A 25,630-nucleotide genomic window follows, 5' to 3' on the forward strand; every position below is an offset into this window, starting at 1 on the left:
AAAAATAATTCTTCTATAGAATAGCATATAAAGTTTGGAATAGCAAGTATTTTTTGGATTTCTTTATAAAAGGCGTCTCTACTTTGTACAAAATAAACCTTTCGTTCTGATATAGCCTGATTTATGTTGATATATTCTTCTTTTTATCTTTTGGCTTTTTCTTTTTTTCTACTTCAAGCCGTGCCATTTTGTAAAAGGATGCTATCATGAGAATCATGATAACAGAAAAAGGTAATGCTGCAATAATTAACATGTTTTGCAACCCTTGTGTCCCGCCGAAATATACGATAATAGCGGCCATTGCAGACATTGCTAGTCCCCCCCAGATAATTTTAATAGAACTAGGTGGGTTAATGGATCCATTTGTACTTAGCATTCCCAATACGAAGGTAGCTGAGTCTGCAGAAGTAATGAAAAAGATAGCAATCACAACAATAGTGAGCATCGACATTAACGTTCCTAATGGATAATGCTGCAACACTCCAAATGTTGTCGTTTCAAGGGAATAATTAGAGATCATGTCTATTCCATTTTGTTCAATATTTAAAGCTGAAACACCAAAGACTGCAAAAAAGACAAAACAAACGAGTGCCGGTACAAAAAGAACTCCAAGCATAAACTCTTTTATAGTACGCCCTTTTGAAATTCTCGCAATAAAGATACCAACAAATGGCGCCCAGGAAATCCACCATGCCCAATAGAAGATCGTCCAATTATCTATCCATGTCCGACCTTGTTCATTTAATGGAGAAATACGAAAACTCATATCAAAAAAGTTTGCAATATAACTGCCAAAGGTTGAGGTGAACATATTTAGTATATAGAGAGTCGGTCCAACTGCAAATAACAGCAGCAATAGCAAAAATCCTAACCCCATATTAATGTTACTTAAATATTTAATCCCTCTGCCAATACCCGACCATGCGGATAAAATAAATAACACGGTAGAAATAGCTAAGATTAGTAGCTGCATACTAAAGGTATTAGGGGGGGTATTGAACAGATAGGATAACCCACCATTGATCTGTGCTGAGCCAAATCCAAGCGTTGATGCCACACCAACCACTGTTGCAAAGATCGCTAAAATATCAATGATTTTCCCTAATACACCTTGCATCCTTTTTTCACCTAGAATCGGTACCAATGTTGCACTAATTAAACCTGGTCGATCATGGCGAAATTTAAAATATGCTAAAGATAGTGCTACAACACCATATACTGCCCAGGCGTGTATTCCCCCCCAATGGAAAAAAGAATACTGAAGAGCTTGTTTAATCGCTTCTTCTGAACCCGGCTCAGCTCCTGGTGTACTTTTAAATGCATGAGAAATCGGTTCAGCTGTCGTCCAAAAAACCAAACCCATCCCCATTCCTGCACTGAATAACATGGCAAACCATGAAGACAGATTATAATCAGGTGTATCGTTTTCCTTTCCTAATTTAATATTGCCAAAGCGTGAAAAAATAAGATAAATACAAAATGCTAAAAATAGCATAATCGTAATTAAATAATACCAACCAAATACTTGGGAAATGTATGTAGTAATAGCTGATGTCGTATCTTTTAGATGATCAGGATTAATCACTCCCCCATATGACAAGCACCGCACAAATAGACAGCGAAATCCAGAATACTGATCCTTTTTCTTTCACAATTCCACCTCAAATCAAATTTTTCAAACGACTACATTATCTCTAATTACAGTAAAAATATCAACTAACAAACGACAGATATCAACAAAAAAAATAACGCTGTTTTCTAGGTTTTCTCTTTTTGCTTTTTTCATACTCTCCTTAACTATTATCTTTTCTTCCTAATCTTAATGCCCCAACAATAAGTGGAATTTGCAGAGGTAAACGCAACCACAGAATCCATGGGCTTATTTGTTTTCCTGGTTGGAATGAGATTTTCCTCACAGCCATATAGATATTAGCCGGAAAAACAGCGACCATGAAATACGCTAATAGTTTCTCTGTAATATGTTGTCCTTTTTTCACCCAAAGCATGACAGAAAAAACTATTTCAAAAACACCTGTGACGAGCACGATCGCACGTCGAAAGGGAAGTAACTTTGGAACAATTCTGCGAAAGCTTTGTTCATGGACAAAATGCAAGATGCCCGCTCCTAGTAAGATAATCGAATATAGTGATCGAAAAAATATTTTCATATGTATTCCACCTTTCGTAGTTACACTACTCTTAACCAATACTGCTTGCATCTAAACAAACTTAAGGAATATACATCATTACTCGCTTCCTTACAGGATTATAAATTATAATCGTATTTACTGGATGGAATTTAATAAATATCTATGGCATCAACGGGTAATTCTCTTACGTGCTTAAGAAACTTAATCATGTGAGCAGCTTCTTTCGCATTGTATGGGTATTGAAAATACGCCGCGACATCCTTAGCAATAATTCTAAATAAGTCACAAGCGATGAATACTGAGTTCCATATGTTGGCATATTTACTATCCGAATATGTTTGTGTATACATATCCCAATAAGATCTGGGAAGGTAATTTTTAATGTATTTACCCATTTTCCCTATTGAAATGTTGAAGTCCTGTTTGAAACCTATCCACCATGAAATCATTTCATCCAAACGAGATCTGATAATGTGTTCCATCATTTGCTTCGCATACGGTAATTCATCTCGCCAGATCCCTTTAGCCACATTTTGCAAACACCACCAAAAATCGTTACAACAACTTACATATAGTTGCTCGGTAGGCCGCTTAACATGAAAATCAATATCTGAAGGAGCCGGAATAAGCGGCAGGCATTTATCCTTATCTAATAGAGGAACAGTCAACTTATCCCTACCATAACCTTCGAGCATAGATGCTTTCGTTTCAACATGAAGGTCAATGCGGTTACCATCTGTGAAAAGCATTAAATAACCATAGGATTGGGTAAAATCCATCTCACTACCATTTAAATTAGGTTGGTCATTTTTATCAGGTTCTTGCATCATAATCAAATCACCAAATACATTTATCCATTCTTCATCTATGATAAAAGAAGACGTTTCGGTTACAACGTAAACAATATCGTAATCTTGAAAGATATCTTTTGAAACATTTGGATTAGTACGTGAACCATTCATATAAACAGCCCGAATTCGTTCATCCTTTTGTGCAACTTCAAGTATGTTATCGAACATTTCTTTTTCAGTTCTCATGGATTAGCCCCCCCTCCAAATCTTCATATATAATAAGGATAGCACAAATGGGATTTATGTACTTGTAGCTCCAGAGTACTTCTAACTCCCGAATGGTAAATTTTAATGACTAAGTTACAAGGTGATATCACTTAAAATATTAGCCTCTTTTTCTATCTTTCGTCTCAAATAATTTTTGATTTTCTGTAAAAAATTGAATAGATAATGATATAATTGTAGTTAACTAAAAATATCAAAGTACTTTGAAACCAGTGTTATAAGCTCTTCATTTAAATAGTAAAGACATAAGTTCCAATATCGAACTTATGCCTACTTTTTTAGCTTACTTTATTGCGTATAAAATTCTAGTTCAGCGATATTCGCGTGTCCTCCATCAGGACTTATATAACGAAGATAGCGATACGTTTCTTCCGTTGAAAGTTCCACTACGTTCCATCCAGAGTCGGGCTCTGAGCTGATCGTATATAAATCGACGAACCCTTCATTTGGAGAAACATTTGATCCTTGAATTTTACCTCCATTCATCCTACGTGTAAATCCTTCTCTAGGATAGAATCTGATTTGAGCAGGCTCTACTTGATTACCTTCTCCTACATCAATTCCTGTGTAACCAGCATTTGCTTCTTGATAGTCGAAGAAGGTACTGGTATTCCCATCAAATGCTTTATCATATTCTGCACCAGCTGACCATGCAGGTGTTGTTCCAAAAAGATCTCCTGTTACTAATGCTAACTGATTGGAAACATCAACAATTAGCTCTCCTGCAATACCAGATCCGTCCATGGCCTCTGCAATAACCTTAACCTCTCCATTTAAACCCTTCGTATTTCCTGATAACACACCATCTGAAGTAATAGAAGCAATATCTGTATCCGAACCATCTATATCAGTAACAGCCCATTCCACGTTTTGGTTCGCATTGGCAGGAGAGACTTGTGCAGTTAACTTTAAAGTTCCACCATTTGAATCGATGGCCTGCACTCCATCTTCGCCACTCACCGCAATGTTGGAGACTTCATCAAATATATTAATTGATTGGGCGACATCCTCCATTGAAACGACTTCCTTACTAGTGGTTGTATAGTCCATATCCGTTAGAGTAACATCAGTTGTAAATGCCTCTGTTTCTTTTGCTTTCATATTCACCTTAATCAAGTCTGGATCATTAAAGAAACGATTTGGTGTACCTTCTACCTTAAGACGAATCTCACCTGGTTGTTCAGAATCACTCGTTATTTTTAATTTTTTTACTAAAGGATCCACGGAAACAAACTCTAGTTGCTCTGGATCATAGTTAAGGTTCATCTCGATTGAACGAAGGTTATCACCCTCACCGTTCATTGCATAAATAAGACTAAATGAATCACCTACTTTTACATCATCTATTTCTTTAACAGATAAAGCAGGTTCTGAAGTTTGGACATTTACCGTATCTGTTCCAACAAAAATCTCACCTGTTGCGGAAGTGATACTAATCCTAACTTCAGTGTCACCAATTTGTCTATCAATTGCTCGAACAAATTCTCGACGTTCCATTTTTACTTGATAACCTTTACTCTTAACTGAAATATTACCGTTAACTGTCTCGCCGTTGATAGCAAGTGTAGCTGAATCACCATCAACTAAATTCTCAGCATTATCCGGCACATGAACATTAATAGTAAGTTTCCCTTTCAACTTTCCATTCAACTTATCAGGATTGATATCGACAGTTGACGGAACAATAAAATTAGCGTTTGGTTTCGGTGCTTCCTCCATGTCATTTCCTAGAAAGTAGCTTGTGTGTGGTGGTTGGTTATAGGCCACATTTTGCCAAGCAATTCCTAAGCGATAAACCGAATCATGCATAAGTGTTGGAATCCTATGCTCCGTGAGATCAGTGGTTGTATACAAGCGAAGTTCTGTACTCTCAATATCTCTCACGATGACTTCTTCACGCCAATCACCAATAATATCAGCTTGTAACGCTGGATTTCCCTTTGTACCATTGTTAGAAGTGGTTCCTTCCATTTTCAAAATATTCTCAAGCTCATTATTTTCATAATTCCATTTATCAATTCTTGGTGTTCCAATTCCCACATCATAATCTGTCCAGTCATGATCTAATAGCTCTCGCGATAAATCGCCATCCCACCAGATAGCGAAGTTAGAAGTTGGGATTTCATCACCAATTTTTTCACCATTGGCAGTATAAAGGTAACCTTCCCTATCATTCCATGCCCCACCAACTGCCCCAAGCTTCAGCACCTGGATATCGTGGATCTACATCTGCGGATACTCCTCTACCAGTATCTGCACCAGTAGGAACAGCCCATAGCTCTTCACCTGTAGCAGCATCGCGCATGCTTAAACCATAATCTCCCCATTCATGAACTTGAAATACTTCCATACCATCTCTAGTAGGATCAAGGTCACTTACATGCATCGCATCACCGTGGTTCCAGCCTGTTGAATACATGCCTGTACCATCATCATCAACAGCCATTGCACCAAAAATAATTTCATCCTTACCATCATCGTCAACGTCAGCAATACTTAAGCTATGATTTCCTTGGCCTTCATATTCTTCCTTGCCTTCATCAGTGTCAAATGTCCAAAGCTTAGTTAACTCCCCCCCATCTCGGAAGTTATAAGCTGTAAGCATTGTTTTTTCATAGTAACCACGCGTCATTACAATACTAGGCTTTTGACCATCTAGATAGGCCACCCCCCCTGCAAGGAATCGATCTCCTCGGTTACCATATGTGTCTCCCCCCCAATCTCCCATGTTACCGCGTGCTGGTGAAAAGTCTGTTGTAACAAGTTCTTCACCTGTTTCACCCTCAAAAACGGTTAAGTATTCAGGTCCTTCCAGGATATATCCAGAATCGTTACGATAATCTGCATTCTCATCACCTATCACGTTACCAGCTGCATCCGTTGTACCGTCTGCTGTTCTAAGCGTAACCTCTGCTTTACCATCACTATCAAAGTCATAAACTAAAAATTGGGTATAATGTGCACCCGCACGAATATTCTTTCCTAGACCGATTCTCCATAATTGTGTACCATCTAATTCATAAGCATCAATAAAAACTTCGCCTGTATATCCTGAGCGTGAATTATCTTGAGCATTTGATGGTTCCCACTTTAATATAATTTCATATTCACCATCACCATCAAGGTCACCCACACTAGCATCATTTGCATGATACGTATAATCCTCCCCCCCATCAGGAGTTGTGCCACCTTCTGGTCTTTGAAGTGGAATCGATTGATATTGGTTTCCCCCCCACACTTTCTCTTCTTTTGATTTGTCTGCTTCCTCCCCCCCATATGAGACAGCGCTTACACTATAAGTCGAGTCAGTTGTACCCTCTTCATCTAAATAGTTTGTGCTTGATGTTATTGGTTCATCATTTATCTTTTCGCCATTACGATAAACGTTAAAAGTAACCTCTTCTGAATCTGTTCCTAACAGACGCCAGCTTACAAAGATACCGTTATCTGTGTTAACAGCAACAACACCTCGTTTTAAATACTCCATTTGATAAGGAGTTTCTCCATTAACATTTGCACTAACTGATGGCAATTGAACTGTGCTAGCAAATGAGGTAGCAATAAGTGCTGCGCTAACTACAATTGCACTCTTCTTCAATCGTTTCTTAAATCGTTTCAACATAGATTAAACCTCCTAAAGATAGATTGAAAATAAGTAAATAGTTTGACTCAAACTGATTTAAGTACCTGGTGAAGGTGTTAACTTTCTCACGATAATCAAAACAGACATTCACCTCCTTTAAATAACTTAATGATTTATAGAACTAGTTCAATTTATTGGTTTGTTAAAATTAAGTGGAGTAAAGTAACGATCTATATGCCTCACATGTCAGAGTTGTAACACAATAGTGGTTATATTTGATAGTAAGAAAACCATTATTAATTTTTATAGAATGTAAAAAACAACTCGCAAGAAATATTTTTAGCTTTTCTAAATATAGTTAGCGCTTTCATTTTATAACATAAAATATTTTCAGTTATAATATATAAAAAGAGAATGTATTTTGAAGAACATGTATATTTTAACAAACTATTAAATGAGTGCGTATATAAAAAGCAGACATAAATAACTAAAAAGTAGATAAAACAATCCCTTTTAGAGAGAATATCTATTCATATGTATTATTTTTCACCTTTCATCGTTAACAATTAACGGAAAAATATAAGATGGAGCACTCTAAACTTTTTCTGATACTGTCCAATCCTGAGGACTCTCTAAAAAAATAAAGACAACTATTCTCCTATGGAATTAGTTGTCTTTATTCTTAAAATTCTTTTCATTTTTTTAACAAAGGTTTACTAGATTGAATAAAATAGCTCTAACTAAAATTGAGACAACCGAACCGTCCCCGTGTTGCAATTCATCCATTCATGTTGGCGTAGTTTTATTTCAAACAGGGTTATTGGATTTCGATATAATTCAGGGTTTTTTCGCATATCGCTTAATAGATCTTTACTTTCTTCAATCTCTTCATATGCTTCCGATAAGGTTACAGTTAATACTTTATATGGCTCTGAAAAGAACATATTAATATCTCGTTCAAGTGATTTTCCGAATATTTCAAACGGCTGCATGAATTCATCCACAACTATTTTGATTGATTTACTGTAGTCTTTTCCCTTGATATAATGTTTAAATTTATCATGGAGTATCTCTTTATTTTTCAATAATGTATCGACGAGCTTTCCAGCACTTTTCCATAAAGATTGTGAAATAGCAAAGTGACTTATAAAGGTTACCTGCGTCAAAGCAATGTTTTTTCTAGTCATCCGTTCTATATCGCGATGCCAGTCATTTAATACTTCACTGTCACACTCGAAAGATATCTTTTCTTCATCATATAAATGATTAAACTATCGCTCATTTCCCTTAAATACGTTTGGCTGTCGTTTAATTCCGAGTCGCTCTGCTCGATCCAATCCTGAAGTTCTACATGTAAATCAGGTAAAACTGTTTCTTCCATATAATCATTGATTCGCTTATTAATTTTATCGTTTAACTCCATATGAACTTTTCCAAGATCGCTATCTTCATCTACCAGTTCAGCGCTGTTCCGAATCAATTCCTGGAGCTTCATCGTCAAATCCTGTCTCCACTTCTCTATAATTTTATTATAAGACTTGTTAATGACTTGATCTGAATTTTCTTCAATGTCATGCAACTGATGTTGTGCACCCTTCAGTTTGGTAACGACCTCTTCATTCCATTCCACTTTATTCATTAAGGAATATTCTTCTTCTTCTCGTCTATCAAGCAAGAATTCGATTGATTTCTTAATATAATACAGAATACTGGCTGTACGTCCCTCTTCTATGTTATGCCCATTCTTGATCGTTTGTATAAATGCGGAAAACTGATCCATTTGATTTTTTCTACCTTCATTTGCCGAAAAAGTGAAGGCTTTTGCATTTGGAAAATAGGCATGAATTCTATTTATCATCGCCTCTGTCCGTTCCATCGCTACCTGACTGTCCAAATTACTCTCCGATTTGCATAAGATAAAATGAATCGGTAAGTCAGGTATCTGGTCCTTAATTTTAACAGCCTGATCTAGTTCATTACTTGTAAGGTTCGAGTCTGTATTGATCACAAACAGCAGACCATCCGCTAAATTAAGATAATGATTGGCTTTACTTCTGAATTTATCTTGATTTGTAAGATCCGGAGCATCAATTAGAGAAAGCTTATTTTCATTTAAAAAAGAGACCGGCATTCTACAGGAAATAAATGTTTGTTCCTTTTTAATTGTTTCTTTAAAATCATTATGTTCTGCTATCATTCTTTCCTCTTCATCCGTAATAGCATGAATCTTCGCATTATCTGCATCTTTGTAAAGGACGGTAGCATTAGCTGCCTCTTCTGAAAGCTCTTCTTCGAGTACTGTATTTATAAATACACCTTTTCCACTCGTCTCAGTTCCCGTAATCATTAAATGGTATTGATGCAAATCTTGTAATTCGCTAATGATCCATTGATTACGTTTATCCACGATTAATCCTTCAGCATCTGCCCATTTCATAACAGATTCGTAAAGTTCAACTCCATCTTTTATACCCTCCTGATAACGATCAGACTGGTTTAACAGACCTTCTGCCATATTAATTGTGGAAGCTTCCAGATTAGCAGGATAAATCTCGTTCCAGGAAAGAACAGCAGATGAAGCAATAATAGCATCAGAAGCTGTCGCTAATTTCATCCAATTGGTTAAATAAGTAGGAATTAAATAAGAAAACTCATGTATTAAATACTTTCCGTTCATTAATTCAAAGTAAGTTACCCTAAACTGATTGGAAAGCTTACTCCATGTATTGGAGCGTTCTGGCTCTTGGACCACCAGCAGATTATTAATTTCCTCCAACCAGGTAAAATACAAATCATTTTGTTGATAACTATTCCACAGTGCTGTTGCCAGGCTTTCAAAACGATTCTGATCAATGTGATAGAGAGGCAATATTACCTCACTAAAATAACTTGGATGTATATGTGCCGTATGCCCGTCTTCTACATATTCTTCCAAAGTTACAAACCATGACAATGATTCTGTCCGTTTTGCCTCATTAACGGCAAGTTCGACAGCATTATCCCAGTCCTGTTGGTCTTCAAAGAATACTCGTGCCATATCGGTAACATCAGAATAGTCTGGATTTAACTCAACGGCTTGCTTGATAGCATCAACAGCCTTTGGATGATCATCGAGTTGTATGTATAGTGAAAATAGCTGCAGCAGCACTTCTGTTTCTAATACTTCTGAGTCTGTTTCAACTGCATTGTAATAGTCCTCAGCAATAGCAAGCAAATTCATTTCAACATGTGCATCCGCGATATTTTTCTGTGCCCATGGTTTTAACTCGTTGGAAACATTCTCCCATTTAAAAATAGCTGTCTCAAAATCTTGATTGAGAAAATAAACTTCTCCTTGCGCAAAACGAATATAGGATAGTTCAGGCATTTCATTTTGTTGCTCTTGCTTATATAATTCACCCAAAATCTTGATGGGCTCCACATTATTAATACCTTCTATAAATGTATGATAATAGGATTTACTAATTAGTTGTTTCTCCATTGTTACCGCTCCTCCATATTACCTTATTTAAAAATGCGTATTAGACAATAAATATCTCCAATTATATTCTAACAAACATAACCTTGTACAATATTTCATTTTTTTATCAATTACAATACAATTAGATAACTACCACAAAAAAGTAGAGAGGATAAAAACTCTCTACTTCCATAAGCAATTATATTAATTAACAGCAATTACTTCCACCTGTTAAGATTAAATTAGCACCATTCTGATTCTCTTCGATATCTAATGTAATATCCTCTGTACCTTCTATTTGTGAGTCAATTGCAACTTTAATTCCATTAATCGTTTGGACAGTATCAGATTCTGTTGGGTCATCAACTGATACATTATACTGCGGTCCACAACAGCCTGCAACAGAAGAAAGGCGAATTCCTCCTGCTCCTTTCTCGTTCAAGAAATTACTTAAAAGTTGTTTAGCTTCATCTGTAATTTTCATTGGCTTTTTCCTCCCTAATATTTTGTGGTTCCTTCTAGTCTGAACCGATTATTTATTTTCAACCATAAAGTCCTTTAGTTTGTTATATCCTATCTTTTCTTCTGAGAACCAAGGAATTAAAGCTGTATTTTCTCCGAATGTATCATGTGCTTTCTGGATCCATTCCTGCTCTGCTAATGCTTTTCCTTTTAATATTGGATCACTAGTATGCGTTGCATATAGACTTTGATTAATTACCCACCATTTCGGATCAATATTAGCACGTCTTAGATCATCTTGTAACCTGGAGGCTTCCAGCACGGGCGTTGCTTCAGCAAGTGTAACAATCACTACAGCGGTTTCTTTTAGATTTCTGATTTGCGGCAATAGTTTTTTCGCACTCTCAGGAACTTTCCCTGTTGATCTGGCTATCTCCTTACTATACGCTTCAGAAGCATCTAATAAAAGCAGCGTATGGCCAGTTGGTGCTGTATCAATCACAACCACTTCATTTTCTGATTTGGCCACTACTTCGGCGAATGCTTGAAAAATTGCAATTTCTTCTGTACAAGGTGATTCCAAATCTTCCTTTAAATAAGCTAGACTTTCTTCATCTAAATCCTTAATTGATTCTTCCAGCACTTTTGCTTTATATTTTTCAACTTCATGTTTAGGATCGATACTGCTAATCGTCAATCTTTCATTCTGCTGTTCCGATTGAAATTGATACTCCAGATGTGCAGCAGGATCGGTTGTCGTTAAATGAACACGGTGACCTTTTTCGACTAATCCTACAGCAATGGCTGACGCAATCGTTGTTTTCCCTACGCCACCTTTACCCATTGTAAAAATCAGTTTGGTACCGTTCATAGAAAAATCATCGACAACTGTTTTTAACCCTGGCAGATTTATTTCCTGTCTTTCGATAGTTGCATCCATTATTTTCTCTTTGTAGGATGTAAAGAGGTGACGCAAATTGTCTATTCCTGTTAAAGAATACGGTACATATGGCAATGAATATACCTTCATCTGATTTAAATTCTCTGGCATCTCCTCTAAAGCCTCTCTTTGTCGCGCATAGAAGGTGGACGCCACTTCATCCTTTTCATTATGGTCCTCTAAAAGACCATTAACAATCAGTATTTGATTATTAATGTCTAGCTCTTTTAATTCCCGAGACGCACGATCCGCCTCTGTCAATGATGAACTATCAGGTCTTGAAACCAGTACTAGAGTTGTTCTTGTGCCATCAGATAAGGCAGATACTGCATTTGCATACAGATCCTTTTTATCTGCAAGACCTGATAATGGTCCTAAACAGGAAGCTCCGTGTGTGCTTTCTTCTAAGAATCCATTCCATGCCGTTGGTAATTGTAATAATCGCAACGTATGACCTGTAGGAGCTGTATCAAAAATAATATGATCGTATTGATCTACAATCTCGCTTTTGGTTAAAAAACTTGTAAATTCGTCAAATGCAGCAATTTCGACCGTACATGCACCTGATAACTGCTCTTCCATTGTTGTCACAACAGCTTCTGGCAATTTATTCCGATACGGGCCAACCATTTTTTCACGATAGGCTTTTGCAGAAGCTTCTGGATCAATATTACTGACAAATAAGTTTTCCACATCTGGAATAACGGTTGGTGTACTCGACAAATCCATATGAAATACATCTTGCAAATTCGAAGCAGGATCCGTACTAATTAATAATACTTTTTCATCTTGATCTGCTAAAGCTACAGCTGTTGCACAAGCTGTTGATGTTTTTCCTACTCCACCTTTGCCTGTTAAAAATAAAAATTTTGTCTTGATATCATTTGGATTAAATTGGGCATCCATTGTTTTCACCATCTTTCTAACTTTCTATTTTAAATCATTCATATTAATGGATAGACGAACTTTTGGTTTTTCTGTTAATTCTTCAGGATTTGTATCAAACCATTCTGCCAGTTCATCGTTTGATGGATAGCCACCAACATTCGCTATTTCACCATCAACTAACACGATTGGTAATGCATCTGGACCTTTCTCCTGCAAGACACGGTTAATTTTATTATTATCCGCAAATTTATCAGGATCGTTTGTTAACTGATATCGTTTAATATCAAACCCTTTGTTCTCTAATGAATAAACGGCAGAAGCGACTCTCGTTAAATCTGGATCGACACTTGGACCACAAACTCCAGTTGAACAGCACATTGCAGGATCAAAAATTTCTACTTTTTTCATTTTAAACCTCCATAAATATATAATTATATAAGTACTTTCCTATATTTAACAAAAAGAGAACTAAGAGGATTTTCTCTTAATCTCCTTATAAAACAAATATTGTTACAAAAGGTGGTTTCTCTCTCACATTATACATGATTACATTTGAATTGGTGAATATATAGCACGAAAAAGTTTATACGAATTTCACTATATTACTATCACTGCATAAAGCTTGATCTTCCTCCAGGGAAATTAGTATCTTCATGTCACGGACAAAATCTTTATCCTCACTAAAATTATTCTTGAGATACGCAATTAAATGATCATTTTCTTTTATGAACTGATCATTGATGGAATAATATGCCCACTTTGACTTCTTGGTCATTAACACCATATTTGCATACTTCAATTTATTTAAGTGTCTAGAGACATTCGTTTGGCTCATATCCAAAATACTTTCAAGCTCACAAACACACAATTCTCTCCTAAATAATAAATTTAATATCCTTAAACGGCTTTCATCTGATAATGCTTTAAAAATATCCGTATTCATTTTTCAACCTCTCTCATATTCATATATTTGAATATGTTAATATTATATGTTCTGTTCTTGTTTTTGTCAATTATTGTACTTTTATGATTGTTTGGATTTATAAAAAGATTATTTGAGTGGCTTTCCGTTCCATTTATAATCTCCTTAAATTCTTTGTGGAATTTAAGATGTCAGGTAATTCTTCCCTGCTCCTGATATCTTTGTTAGATAAGTCCGTTATAATCCTCATTTAATAATCCATAAACATAATGGTCAACATATCGATCATATAACAATTCAGAACTCCTTATTAAACCTTCATTTTTAAATCCTAATTTTTGAGGAATTGCTTGGCTTTTTTGATTTTCTGTAGCAGTACGTATTTCAATTCTCTTTATATTTAATTCATTAAAACAATAATCGATAATTGATTTACAAGCACTAGTCATTAAACCATTACCTTGAAATTCTTCACCTATCCAGTATCCTATTGAAGTGGATTTATGAGCCAGTTAATACCATGCAGGCCAATAACTCCTGCTAATTCACCTTTATACCAGATACCAGCTTGAAAGCCGTCATTAACACTAAATTGTTTTAGCGCCCCCAACAATGAAATCTTCTGAATTACTAATCTCTTTTATGTAATCGACCCAAGGTAACCATTCTTTAAGATGATCTCTTGATTTATCTGTTAATAGAAATAAATTCTTCGCATGTCTTCTTTCTAACAAGCGTAATTCCGCATCATCGTTAAGTTTAAAATAAAACATACTTTTTCTCCTCTTTTTCCTATTTATAATATGTAACACAAAGTTTTAGGGATAATATTTTTTAGTAAAACGAAATAATCGTACCGCCCTTTCCTGCATATGTTCCCATTGTTGCACCCATGTAATTTATTATTATTTCTCGAGGATTATATCTTTTTTCTATTTCCGTTTTTAAAAATTCAACATCCTCAAAATTACCTGTATGAGTAATTCCGAAAACTGTTTCAGAAAAATCGGCTTTACGTTCTCCTATAATATTTAATGCCCTTTTGAAAAATCGCTTATTTCCTCGTATCTTTTCAAGAACTTCTATTTTTCCATTAATTCCTTCTAAAATAACTTTAATATTAAGAACTTTAACAATAGATCCCTGGAACCTGCTTAACCTTCCACCCTTTACGACATTTTCAATGGTATCTAATAAAATTAAGATATTCATTTCATCTCTAATCTTTTCAATTACCGGAATAATGTCTCCCAATTTCCATCCTTTATCCGCTAGTTCTACTGCTTTCAATATCTGCAACCCATGACCTAAAGAACCACCTAATGTATCAAAAATAGTTACATTAGTTTTAGATAACTCTTTGCCAAGACATGCTGATTGATATGTACCACTAAGGCCAGAGGAAATAGTAAAGCAAAGAATTTCTTCCTCTTTTTCAGCTAACTTTGTGAACAAATCAGCAAAATCCGAGGGAGATGGCTGCGAAGTTTTTGGGAGTTCATCAGTTGAAAACATCTTTTGATAGAATTCAGGCGGGGTAATACTAATACCCTCTAAATATTGTGTTTCCTCTATTTGAACAGATAAAGGCACAATATAAATATTATATTTTTCTAATAGATCTTTTGGCAAATCCGCAGAACTGTCAGTAATAAATTGAACCATACTTTTCCCTCTCTTCTTATAAAAAATAATGTGCAATTAAAAGTAACACCTTATGAAGCCATTGATTTTATACACCAACAATAAAAATCCGCATCCACTGTTTTATGATAATATCAGTTTATATTATCGCTTGCAGGTTTCTATTGTTTGGTTAGATTTTTTTGCATTCAAAGCAGCCTCTTACCATAATCGCCCTTTTCATCGTTCATTCTTCTGTCAATAATTATAATAAAGTCTACATACTAACGCACCTTTTTCACCTTTTCGTTTCAAAATTTTTGGTCAAACTTTGTTACAAAAAAAATAAAATTCGAAATCTACTTCTTATCCATTTAATTCCCATATAATATTAATAAAACAAACCAGTTATAATTAGTTTGTTCTATGATGTGAAATTTATCATTGTATACACGTTCAATAAAAACGTATAATTATATCTAGATATTTAAATTGAAGGAGAAGAACCATGAATAATAGTTGTTCTTATCTAATTATAGCATTTACTCTTTTATGTGTATTATTGATTAATGGTTGCAGTACAAATGAATCATCAGTAAATAACGAGGTAGAAATAAAAGTTGCTGCTGCCTCTGACTTAGCATTAGCCTTCAAAGAAGTTGGAGAATTATTTGAACAAGAAACTGGAGCAAACGTTACCTTTTCATTTGGATCAACAGGTCAATTAGCCGATCAAATTGAAAATGGTGCTCCTTTTGATGTATTTGCTTCAGCAAACGTTACATTCGTAGATCAGTTGCGAGAAAAAAATTTAATTATTCCTGAAACGCAGACTACATACGCTTTTGGCAGAATAGGAATTTCTACTCTTTCTGACAGTCCCCCCCTTTCCATTGAAACACTAGAAGATTTATTAAAACCAGAGGTCAAAAAAGTTGCTATCGCTAACCCTGATCATGCCCCCCCTTACGGCTTAGTGGCAAAACAAACCCTTGAAAATGCTGGTTTATGGGATCAACTACAAAGTAAATTAGTTTACGGTCGGAATATTTCTGACACACTAGTCTTTATTGAAACTGGTAATGCAGAAGCGGGCATCATCGCGCTTTCGCTTTACCAAGAAGACGAAGTAAACTTCCATATTATTGATGATGAGATGCATGCGCCACTTGAGCAGTCCATCGCAGTTATTAATCGAACAAACGAAGAAGAATTGGCGAAGGAATTTATATCCTTTATAAAAGGACCCACAGGAAAGCCAATTATGGAGAGTTACGGGTTTATCATACCGGAGGGAAAGTAGATGTTAGAGGGTATTACTTTATTTCCACTATTTTTATCTTTAAGAGTTGCTTTAACTGCAACTCTATTTGGACTCATTATCGGCCTCCCAATTGCTTATTATCTAAATCGTTCAAATAGTAAACTAGCTGATATTATCGATACTGTCATCACTTTGCCCATTGTTCTTCCACCAACTGTACTAGGATATTATTTATTAATTTTATTAGGTCGACAAAGTTCAATCGGTAAGTTTTTAGAAGAAAGATTTGATATCACAATTGTTTTTACGCCAACTGGAGCTGTGATCGCTGCCCTTATTGTATCCATACCACTGTTAATTAAATCGGCAAGAGCTGCATTCGCTGGAATTGATACTACATTGTTAAATGCAGCCAGAGTTTTAGGGAGATCAGAATTCAACATATTCTTAACGATAATCATCTTTAGCATGGAGAGGGATCGCTGCCGGGATTACACTTGCATTCGCAAGAGCACTTGGTGATTTCGGGGCAACTCTCATGGTTGCAGGAAGCATTCCAAATGAAACAATGACCATGCCTATTGCTATATATGATGCATTACTAGCAGGTAATAGTGAATTAGCTAATATCTTAGTCTTCATTATGACTGCTGTATCACTTAGCTTACTATACATTATTAACCGTTTAGAAAAAAGAATTACGAAGGGACCTGGGTGATTCTCATGCTAAAGGTGAACATTACAAAAACACTTAAACACTTTCAATTAAATGCGAATTTTAATGCACCAAAAGGAATTACAGGTATCATTGGCCCTTCTGGATCTGGGAAAAGTGTTACATTACAATGTCTTGCAGGTCTCCAAACCCCCAGACAATGGTGAGATCCTATTAAACCACCAAATTCTTTTTCATTCAGCTAATCATATCAATCTCAAATCAAGAGAACGAAAGATAGGTTATGTATTTCAAAACTACGCCCTTTTTCCACACTTAACTGTAGAGAATAATATTGCATATGGTTTAAAGGGAAGTCCAGGGGGGGAAGAGAAAATCCAGAAAGTTTCAGACATGATAGCAAAAGTCCAACTCTCTGGCTATGAAAGACATTATCCAACGCAACTTTCTGGTGGTCAACAGCAACGTGTTGCTCTTGCTAGAACATTGGTGACAGAACCGAGTATGCTTTTATTAGACGAGCCCTTTTCTGCTTTGGACCACCACGTAAAGCACATTCTTGAACAAGAATTATTAAATATTTTAAATGAAAATTATTCAGGAGTTGTACTATTAGTCACTCACAATATGGAGGAAGCCTACAGACTTTGTGATTCTTTAATCCTTTATGACCAAGGACAAATCATTCAATCAGGAGAAAAGGAAGAAGTTTTCAAAAAGCCTGGCAATATTTCCGCAGCAAAAATTATCGGATGTAAGAACATCTTACCAGTTAATTCTATATTTGAAACCAAAGATCATATAGAGTGTCAAATTCAAGGCTTAAAAATAAAGGTTCCAAAGCAAACACTATCTACTGAAATTACACATATTGGTATATACTCTGAAAATATCCAATTCAGAAAAACAAATCATCAAGCGGAAAATTTATTTCATTTCACTATAACGGAAATGGTTAGGGGGGGAATTCATCAAACAAATCTAACAATCAACCTTGAGAAAAAGTTACCTATAGTTGCCTCAGTTCCTAATAATGAAATGGATACCATTTTAAAAGAAAATATAATAGTAGAGCTACCTTCTCAACATTTATTTCTTTTAGAAAACAGGTAAGCATTATTGCTACTACCTCTAAAATAAATACCGATTCTTTTTTCTTGCTTCAACTGTATAACCTTGTTTTCCAAAAAACGGCTTTGCAGTAATTGATGCATACGTTTCAAAGCTACTTCAACCAACTTTTCGTGCAATTATCCAATACCTTTAGTTTTGGTCAAAAAAGTTCACATATTTATCGAAAAGATCCCTTCAAATAAAAATTCCCTCAAAACTCTTAGTCTGAGGGAATGTACATCTTCACTATACACGGTCTATCAATGCCACGCACTCGACGTGTGTCGTCTGCGGAAACATATCAACGGGTTGTACTTCCTTCGTATGGTATCCCCCATCTTCCAACACACGTAAATCACGCGCTAGAGTCGACGGATTACAAGAAACATAGACAATACGCTTTGGCTTCATTTCTAGCATTGCATGTAATAATACCTCGTCACAACCTTTTCTTGGCGGATCTACCACAATAACGTCTGGTTTAAGTCCTTGCGCCTGCCACCAGGGCATTACTTTTTCAGCTTGTCCTACATAGAATTCAACATTATCAATATGATTTAATTTAGCATTTTCCTTGGCATCACTGATCGCTTCAGGAACAATTTCTACACCATATACCTTTTTAGCTTTTTGGGCAAGAAATAAAGAAATCGTACCAATTCCGCAATAAGCATCAATGACAGTTTCATTTCCCGAGAGATCTGCATATTCCAATGCCTTATCATATAATTTCTTTGTTTGTGTTGGATTGACCTGATAAAAAGATTTGGCGGAGATCGCAAATTTTACATCGCCAATTTCGTCATAAATATATTCTTCTCCCCATAATACTTTCGTTTTCTTACCGAGAATGACATTGGTCCGATCCGTGTTAATATTTTGAACAACCGATTTGATATGAGGATAGGTTTCTGTTAATTCGCTTATCAATGTCTCTAACTGGGGGGGCACTTTTTCTGTTCTTGTTATTAAAACAATCATAGTTTGTTTGGTTACTTGTCCTGATCGCACCATGATGTGTCGCAACGTGCCGCGATGATGTTCTTCATCATATGCTTGTATGCCTAAGCGATTTGCAATCTCACGAACAGCATCCACCATTCGATCATTTACTTCGTCCGTAATAATGCAACGTTCCATATCATCTATGATCTCGTGAGTTTGCTTCCGGTAAAAACCCGTGATTAATTCGCCGTTTTTCTCTCCCACAGGAATTTGCACCTTATTTCGGTAGCGCCATGGGTCCTCCATACCTATTGTCGGATGAATCGGTATACCCTCGATATGTCCAATCTTTTTTAGTGAGCTTTGAACCTGATTTCTTTTCATATCTAATTGCATTTCATAACTCATATGCTGCAATTGGCAGCCGCCACATTTATGGTAGACATTACATGGTGGCTCGACACGATCTGCACTTTGACTGGTGATTTCAAGGAGACGGCCGAATCCAAAATTCTTCTTTACTTTAATTACTTTTACTTGGGCGGTTTCACCTGGTAATCCATTTGGAACAAATAGCGGAAAACCATCAACCTTACCTACCCCCCCTGCCCCCCCTTCATGGTTATATCTACAAATTCAACCTCAATTGTTTCATTCTTTTTCACTGGCGGAGTTATTTTAGTCATTATATCAACGTCCTTTTTTTCGATTAAGTGAGACATACTTAACAGTGATCATTCGTTTTAAAAAATTGCCGTTATTCGTCACTCGACTCTCTTTTTTATCATATACTGTCCAAATTTTATCACAGCTTATGTCAAATAGGAAATAGCGTGTCTAATTTAATCATTTCCTGGGAAATAAATAAATTTTTTCGCAAAGTTAGGCAGAATATCTGGCACAAAAAAAAGATACATTCGTTCATCGTGAATGTATCTTTTTCATTCATTTAATTTCTGCTTGCTTTTCTATAAATTGTTCAGAGACAAAAAACTCGATATGTTGATAGAGATTTACGAATTCCCCCCCTGGTAATAACCCACCGAATTCTCCATCAAGATTTAGTTGCATTTTTTCATCTGTATGAACTTTGATCCGATTGGCTTTTGTGTAGAAAATATTCTTATCTTCCAAATGGGCTCCACGTGTTGCTAAACTAGCAATACGGACAAATTCTGCTAAATTTATTTTGCGAAGAATTACTAGATCAAAGTAGCCATCATCCATTTTTGCTTCTGGTGCGATTTTCTCAAATCCACCTACTGAATTTGTATTGGCAACAAGAAAAAGCATAATCTCATCTTCAAAAAATTTCCCATCATATTCAATCTGCACATTTATGGGTTTTAATGATGGTAACATCTCAATACCCTTCAAGTAATAAGCGAGTTGACCAAGCATTGTTTTTAATTTACTTGGCACCTCATATGTTAATTCAGTAAGCTTACCCCCCCCACCTGCAATGTTCATAAAATAATGATGATTTACTTTACCTATGTCCAATTTTCTTATATGATGCTCTAAAATCACAGAGACTGCCTTTTGTATATCACGAGGTATTCCTAAGGCACGGGCAAAATCATTGGTTGTCCCCCCCACAGGAATAACAGCTAACTGCGGGCGATAATCCTGTTCTGCTATACCATGTAAAACTTCATTGATCGTCCCATCTCCACCTGCTGCAATAATGAGATCGAATTTATTGGTGACAGCATATTTAGCTGCATCTGTTGCGTCACCTTCACAGGTTGTCGCATGGGCAGAGGTTTCATATCCTGCTTCTTCAAAACGTCTCAATACTTCTGGTAATTCTTTTTTGAAAAGCTCCCGACCAGAAGTAGGATTATAAATAACACGTGCTTTTTTCATATTCATTCTCCTCTTAACGAAAAACCTTCTAACTATCATCATAATGGATTTGGCTAATTTTGCAAATAATAAGTGATGAAGTCAAATAATTCTTAAGCAAATAATGTACGTTGATGCTTTCTAATGTCGATCAGTTACACTGAGTCGATAATAAGGGACTGTGCGTATACACAGCCCCCCCTTCCTTCTTATCGTTTATCAATTTCTTCTAGAATAATTTTATTTACCATAGGTGGATTAGCTTGTCCTTTGGTAACTTTCATTGTTTGACCAACAAGGAAACCTAATGCTTTATCTTTACCATTCTTGTAATCGACTATCGATTGTTGATTCTCATTCAATATACCGATTATGATATCACGAAGCTGTCCTTCATCTGAAATTTGCACAAGTCCTTTTTCTTTTACAATTTTTTGAGGATCTCCACCGTTTTCTACAAGCTCTGCGAATACCTTCTTCGCCATTTTTGAAGAAATCGTTCCATCCTCAATAAGATTGATCATTTTCGCCAGTGCTGCTGGTGTCATTTTTAAGTCTTGAATTTCTACTTGCTGTTTGTTCATATAGGCTGATACTTCACCCATTAACCAGTTAGATGCTTGCTTACTATCTGCACCCGCCTTGATGGTTTGCTCAAAGAAATCAGCCATTTCTATCGTGCTTGTTAGAACAGCTGCATCGTAGGCTGGTAAATCCAGATCCTTCACATAGCGCTCGCGGCGCGCGTCTGGTAATTCTGGAATTTCAGCACGAATGCGTTCTTTCCATGCTTCATCAATATAAAGTGGAACAAGATCTGGTTCAGGGAAGTAACGATAATCGTCTGAGCCTTCTTTGACACGCATAAGAATCGTTTCTTTCGTCTGTTCATCATAACGGCGTGTTTCCTGAAGAATCTCACCACCATTAAGCAATACTTCTCGTTGACGTTTTTCTTCAAATTCCAATCCTTTTTGAACAAAAGAGAAGGAGTTTAGGTTTTTTAATTCTGTTTTTGTACCAAATTCCTTTTGTCCTACTGGACGGATCGAAATATTAGCATCACAACGCAAGGAACCTTCTTCCATCTTACAGTCAGATACCCCTGTATATTGAATAATGTTTTTTAATTTTTCTAAATATGCATATGCTTCTTCCGGTGTACGCATGTCAGGCTCGGACACTATTTCAACAAGTGGTGTACCTTGACGATTGTAATCAACAAGAGAATAACCGTCATCACCATGTGTCAGTTTACCAGCATCTTCTTCTAAGTGGAGACGCGTAATACCGATTTTCTTTTTCTCACCATTTACTTCAATTTCAATCCAGCCATTTTCACCGATTGGCTGATCAAATTGCGAAATTTGATATGCTTTCGGATTGTCTGGATAGAAGTAGTTTTTACGGTCAAATTTTGTATTTGTTGCAATATCACAATTAATTGCCATCGAGGCTTTCATCGCAAAGTTTACTGCTTCTTCGTTTAATACTGGTAAAACACCTGGATATCCTAAATCAATTGGGTTCACATTGGCGTTTGGCTCTGAACCAAATGCATTAGGACTTGGACTAAAGATTTTTGATGCTGTTTTTAATTCTACATGCACCTCTAAACCAATTACTGTTTCAAAATTTGTCATTACTTGTCACCTCCTAGGCTAGGACGTTTTTTATGATGATCTGTTGCTTGCTCATAAGCATATGCCACACGATAAATCATCGACTCATCAAAGTGTTTACCAATGATCTGTAATCCAATTGGTAAACCATTACTATTAAATCCGCAAGGCAATGAAATACCTGGAAGTCCGGCAAGGTTTACTGGAGTTGTTAATACATCATCTGCATACATTGTTAATGGATCATCAATTTTTTCACCAATTTTATATGCTGGTGTTGGGGGTGGTTGGTCCAATCACCACGTCATACTCATTAAAGATTTTTTCGAAGTCATTTTTAATTAACGTACGAACTTTTTGGGATTTTTTATAATATGCATCATAGTAGCCGGAGCTTAAAGCAAATGTACCTAGCATGATACGTCGTTTTACTTCATCACCGAAACCTTCTGCACGGGATTCTTTGAACATATCAATCATATCCACTTTTTTCTCTGTTCGCTTACCGTAACGCACACCATCAAAACGTGCTAAATTCGCACTTGCTTCTGAGGATGCCAACAAGTAATAAGCTGCAACTGCATATTTAGAGTGTGGCAATGAAACTTCATCCCATGTAGCACCTAATGCTTCATATTGTTTTAACGCTGTAAGCACTGCTTCTTTTACTTCTGGATCAATTCCTTCTGCTAAGTACTCTTTAGGTACCGCAATCCGAAGACCTTTTACCCCTTCTTTAAAAGCTGCACTATAATCTGGCACTTCTACATTTGCGGAAGTAGAGTCCATTGGATCATGTCCAACAATAGCTTGTAAAAGGTGGGCATTGTCTTCAACCGTTTTTGTGATCGGTCCAATTTGATCTAAGGAAGATGCGAATGCCACTAAACCAAAACGCGATACAAGACCATAAGTAGGTTTTAATCCGACTACACCACAAAACGCTGCAGGCTGACGAATCGAACCACCTGTATCGGAACCTAATGAAAAGAATACTTCATTGGCAGCAACAGATGCGGCAGCTCCACCACTGGAACCTCCTGGCACATAGTCTGTGTTCCATGGATTACGGGTATTTTGATAGCTGGAATTTTCTGTTGAAGATCCCATCGCAAATTCATCCATGTTTAATTTACCTATCGTTACCGTATTTTCTGCATTTAATTTTTGTACAACTGTTGCATCGTATAGTGGATCATTAAGATTATCTAACATTTGACTAGCACAAGTGGTACGTAATCCTTTTGTAACGATGTTGTCCTTCAAACCTAACGGCATCCCATATAATATCGATGCATCGGAACCTAATTTTTCATCTAACTCTTTCGCTTGTTGTTTTGCTTTTTCTTCGTTTAGTGTCAGGAATGCCTGTACTTCACCATCTACTTCATTAATTCGGTCATAGGAAGCTTGTACAAGGTCGCTAACAGTAATTTCTTTATTATGTAGCTTTTCTTGCAATTCTTTTAATGTATAGTCAAAAAGTGACAAAAGAAACCCTCCTTATTCTAAAATTGATGGTACACGGAATTGACCATCTTTTTGATCTGGTGCATTCTTCAATGCATCCTCTTTTTTAATCCATTCTTTCGGCTCATCTTTACGCAGTACATTTTTCAAATCTAAGACGTGTGTCGTTGGTTCGACATTGTCCGTATCTAACTCATTTAATAATTCTGCATAGTTGATGATATCGCCTAAATGTTTAGTGAAGGTATCTACTTCCTCGTCTGTTAACGCTAGTCGAGCCAAATTCGCGACATGCTTTACCTGTTCTTTTGAAATATCCGCCATGTTATCCACCTCCGTATTTATAAAAGCTGCTCGTTATAAGTAAAATCCATAACGTTTATTTTACCATTAATTCCATTATATCAAAAGATTTTTGGACAGAATTAGCGATAAATATGCACAAAACCTTTCTCTTCGCCTGGATCTCGCACAATTAATGCCTCTTGTCTTTCACCAGATATTATATTTACTTCCAACCGATAATCTGTCGGAAAACCTGATAATACAAGTCCATATACATATTGTGTGAAACCAATTAGTTCAGCTTTTCCGTAAAACGACACTGGAATTTCCACAGTCAGTCTTTGTAAATTACCATTCTGATAGAAACCTTTTCCGATTACACTGACATAATTCGGGAAATAAGAAGCGACATCTGTTTCAAAATCGACTAAAGTTGCATGGGTATCTGCATAGGTATTTCTTCCATGTTCAGATGGAAATAACACGTATTCCTCGTTTACATCCTCCCAACTACCTACAGAAGCTTTGTCCCCCCCGGGGACATTTGTTTTTGCAACAAAATTACCTGGTACTAGTGAGCTTTGTGGAGCTTCGCGAAATATTCCTATCATAATCGGAACATTTTCCAATCCTTCTAATTGCCGAATTCTTTGGGTTACTTCATTAGCAATCTGTTGTGCTTCTTTCATCATTTCACTCTCTGAAATATCCTCGTAATTATACGGTCCGCCAACTTCTGTTTGAAAACGATAAACAGATTTCATGGCAATCCCAATCGAAATCCCTGCTAATTCAACGACGTCATCTTTTGTTTTTCTTAAGTAATTTTGTTCCAATATATGTGAGAGATATTTCGGATTATTTTTTTCTGCCTTTTCTACCACGTCATCCTCTGCATTACTTTCTACTCCCAACTCCGGGTTGAGTCCTAGTGGCTCACCTTCTTCATCATAACGCTCTAACCAATCATATAATATTTCTTCCGTTAAATACTGGCCTTCTTGAAAGTAATAGCTATCGGGATCAAACACTTCTTTAGAGTGACGTCTTAGACCTTCCTCTAGCTCATCAATATCGACACGATTGGCAATTTGATTGGTAATGACACCACGCGCTTGACTTAAGTTTGAATCAATAAGCATGCGATAATTCTCTTCTGCCAAACTATATTTGGGTATGACTGCCGTTTCCTGAAGGCTATCATCCTTTCCCTCATCAATAACTGCTTCTTCTTTCTCACCAAAGTCAGGGGGGCACATCCTGCTAAAACGAGTAAAGCCACTAGAAATCCGGCTGTCCATTT

Annotated in this window: 17 protein-coding genes and 6 pseudogenes; 4 read left to right on the forward strand and 19 right to left on the reverse strand. The window is 36.3% G+C overall.

The features are described 5' to 3' along the window. Positions 1 to 121: 121 nt before the first annotated feature. The 13 genes and pseudogenes from JCM21714_RS04685 to JCM21714_RS04735 form a co-directional block, all read right to left on the reverse strand. A pseudogene (locus tag JCM21714_RS04685) lies at positions 122 to 1,652 on the reverse strand (BCCT family transporter). Positions 1,653 to 1,793: 141 nt separating this feature from the next. After that, entirely contained in the window at positions 1,794 to 2,168 is a 375-nt protein-coding gene (locus tag JCM21714_RS04690; protein ID WP_035722218.1) for a DoxX family protein, read from the reverse strand. A 131-nt stretch (positions 2,169 to 2,299) separates the two neighbouring features. Further along, positions 2,300 to 3,187 (reverse strand): aminoglycoside 6-adenylyltransferase, encoded by an 888-nt coding sequence (locus JCM21714_RS04695; protein ID WP_035722225.1) that lies wholly within the window; start codon positions 3,185 to 3,187, stop codon positions 2,300 to 2,302. 327 nt (positions 3,188 to 3,514) lie between these two features. Further along, positions 3,515 to 4,945, reverse strand: a complete 1,431-nt coding sequence (locus JCM21714_RS20470) for a cohesin domain-containing protein (RefSeq protein WP_200868433.1) — start codon at positions 4,943 to 4,945, stop codon at positions 3,515 to 3,517. Further along, positions 4,922 to 6,713: pseudogene (locus tag JCM21714_RS04700) on the reverse strand (rhamnogalacturonan lyase); the annotation flags it as partial. The gene JCM21714_RS20470 and the pseudogene JCM21714_RS04700, both read right to left, overlap by 24 nt. A gap of 836 nt (positions 6,714 to 7,549) precedes the next feature. Then, positions 7,550 to 7,996 carry a hypothetical protein gene (locus tag JCM21714_RS20945; RefSeq protein WP_235182615.1) on the reverse strand — a complete coding sequence of 149 codons (447 nt, stop codon included), beginning with the start codon at positions 7,994 to 7,996 and terminating at the stop codon, positions 7,550 to 7,552. 26 nt (positions 7,997 to 8,022) lie between these two features. After that, positions 8,023 to 10,290: a GTPase domain-containing protein gene (locus tag JCM21714_RS04705; RefSeq protein ID WP_235182616.1), complete on the reverse strand. Its 2,268-nt coding sequence runs from the start codon at positions 10,288 to 10,290 to the stop codon at positions 8,023 to 8,025. A 187-nt stretch (positions 10,291 to 10,477) separates the two neighbouring features. Then, entirely contained in the window at positions 10,478 to 10,753 is a 276-nt protein-coding gene (locus JCM21714_RS04710; protein WP_035722228.1) for a CC/Se motif containing family, read from the reverse strand. A gap of 48 nt (positions 10,754 to 10,801) precedes the next feature. After that, positions 10,802 to 12,577 (reverse strand): arsenical pump-driving ATPase, encoded by a 1,776-nt coding sequence (gene arsA, locus JCM21714_RS04715; protein ID WP_035722403.1) that lies wholly within the window; start codon positions 12,575 to 12,577, stop codon positions 10,802 to 10,804. Between the two features lie 24 nt (positions 12,578 to 12,601). Further along, positions 12,602 to 12,967 carry an arsenite efflux transporter metallochaperone ArsD gene (gene arsD / locus JCM21714_RS04720; protein WP_035722229.1) on the reverse strand — a complete coding sequence of 122 codons (366 nt, stop codon included), beginning with the start codon at positions 12,965 to 12,967 and terminating at the stop codon, positions 12,602 to 12,604. Between the two features lie 175 nt (positions 12,968 to 13,142). Then, positions 13,143 to 13,502, reverse strand: coding sequence for an ArsR/SmtB family transcription factor (locus JCM21714_RS04725; RefSeq protein WP_035722230.1), 360 nt, complete (start codon positions 13,500 to 13,502; stop codon positions 13,143 to 13,145). 203 nt (positions 13,503 to 13,705) lie between these two features. Next, a pseudogene (locus tag JCM21714_RS04730) lies at positions 13,706 to 14,254 on the reverse strand (GNAT family N-acetyltransferase). A gap of 61 nt (positions 14,255 to 14,315) precedes the next feature. Further along, the gene (locus JCM21714_RS04735; protein ID WP_035722231.1) at positions 14,316 to 15,146 is read right to left on the reverse strand and encodes a DegV family protein; all 831 of its coding nucleotides are present in this window, start codon (positions 15,144 to 15,146) and stop codon (positions 14,316 to 14,318) included. Positions 15,147 to 15,612: 466 nt separating this feature from the next. On the opposite strand from JCM21714_RS04735, the gene modA reads away from it, so the two are divergent. The 4 genes and pseudogenes from modA (at position 15,613) to JCM21714_RS04750 (ending at position 18,157) form a co-directional block, all read left to right on the forward strand. Then, the gene (modA, locus tag JCM21714_RS04740; RefSeq protein WP_052000393.1) at positions 15,613 to 16,407 is read left to right on the forward strand and encodes a molybdate ABC transporter substrate-binding protein; all 795 of its coding nucleotides are present in this window, start codon (positions 15,613 to 15,615) and stop codon (positions 16,405 to 16,407) included. After that, positions 16,408 to 17,086 (forward strand): annotated as a pseudogene (modB, locus tag JCM21714_RS04745) (molybdate ABC transporter permease subunit). 5 nt (positions 17,087 to 17,091) lie between these two features. Further along, complete coding sequence (locus JCM21714_RS22755; protein ID WP_268748287.1) at positions 17,092 to 17,250, forward strand: ATP-binding cassette domain-containing protein; 159 nt, start codon at positions 17,092 to 17,094, stop codon at positions 17,248 to 17,250. Beyond that, on the forward strand, positions 17,201 to 18,157 hold the full coding sequence (locus tag JCM21714_RS04750) for a sulfate/molybdate ABC transporter ATP-binding protein (protein ID WP_268748288.1): 957 nt from the start codon (positions 17,201 to 17,203) through the stop codon (positions 18,155 to 18,157). Before JCM21714_RS22755 ends, JCM21714_RS04750 begins: the two co-directional genes overlap by 50 nt. Positions 18,158 to 18,403: 246 nt before the next feature. On the opposite strand, the pseudogene rlmD reads toward JCM21714_RS04750, so the two are convergent. The 6 genes and pseudogenes from rlmD to JCM21714_RS04780 all read right to left on the reverse strand — a co-directional run bounded on the left by rlmD (position 18,404) and on the right by JCM21714_RS04780 (position 25,628). Beyond that, positions 18,404 to 19,788, reverse strand: a pseudogene (gene rlmD / locus JCM21714_RS04755) (23S rRNA (uracil(1939)-C(5))-methyltransferase RlmD). Between the two features lie 259 nt (positions 19,789 to 20,047). Then, positions 20,048 to 20,971 (reverse strand): diacylglycerol kinase, encoded by a 924-nt coding sequence (locus JCM21714_RS04760; RefSeq protein ID WP_035722233.1) that lies wholly within the window; start codon positions 20,969 to 20,971, stop codon positions 20,048 to 20,050. A gap of 188 nt (positions 20,972 to 21,159) precedes the next feature. Continuing rightward, positions 21,160 to 22,593, reverse strand: coding sequence for an Asp-tRNA(Asn)/Glu-tRNA(Gln) amidotransferase subunit GatB (gene gatB, locus JCM21714_RS04765; protein WP_035722234.1), 1,434 nt, complete (start codon positions 22,591 to 22,593; stop codon positions 21,160 to 21,162). Then, a pseudogene (gatA, locus tag JCM21714_RS04770) lies at positions 22,593 to 24,063 on the reverse strand (Asp-tRNA(Asn)/Glu-tRNA(Gln) amidotransferase subunit GatA). Before gatA ends, gatB begins: the two are co-directional and overlap by 1 nt. A gap of 12 nt (positions 24,064 to 24,075) precedes the next feature. Beyond that, positions 24,076 to 24,366 (reverse strand): Asp-tRNA(Asn)/Glu-tRNA(Gln) amidotransferase subunit GatC, encoded by a 291-nt coding sequence (gene gatC, locus JCM21714_RS04775; protein WP_035722235.1) that lies wholly within the window; start codon positions 24,364 to 24,366, stop codon positions 24,076 to 24,078. A 101-nt stretch (positions 24,367 to 24,467) separates the two neighbouring features. After that, entirely contained in the window at positions 24,468 to 25,628 is a 1,161-nt protein-coding gene (locus JCM21714_RS04780; protein ID WP_235182619.1) for a CamS family sex pheromone protein, read from the reverse strand. Positions 25,629 to 25,630: the final 2 nt, after the last annotated feature.

This window comes from Gracilibacillus boraciitolerans JCM 21714 (assembly GCF_000521485.1).
Taxonomy (GTDB): Bacteria; Bacillota; Bacilli; order Bacillales; family Amphibacillaceae; genus Gracilibacillus; species Gracilibacillus boraciitolerans.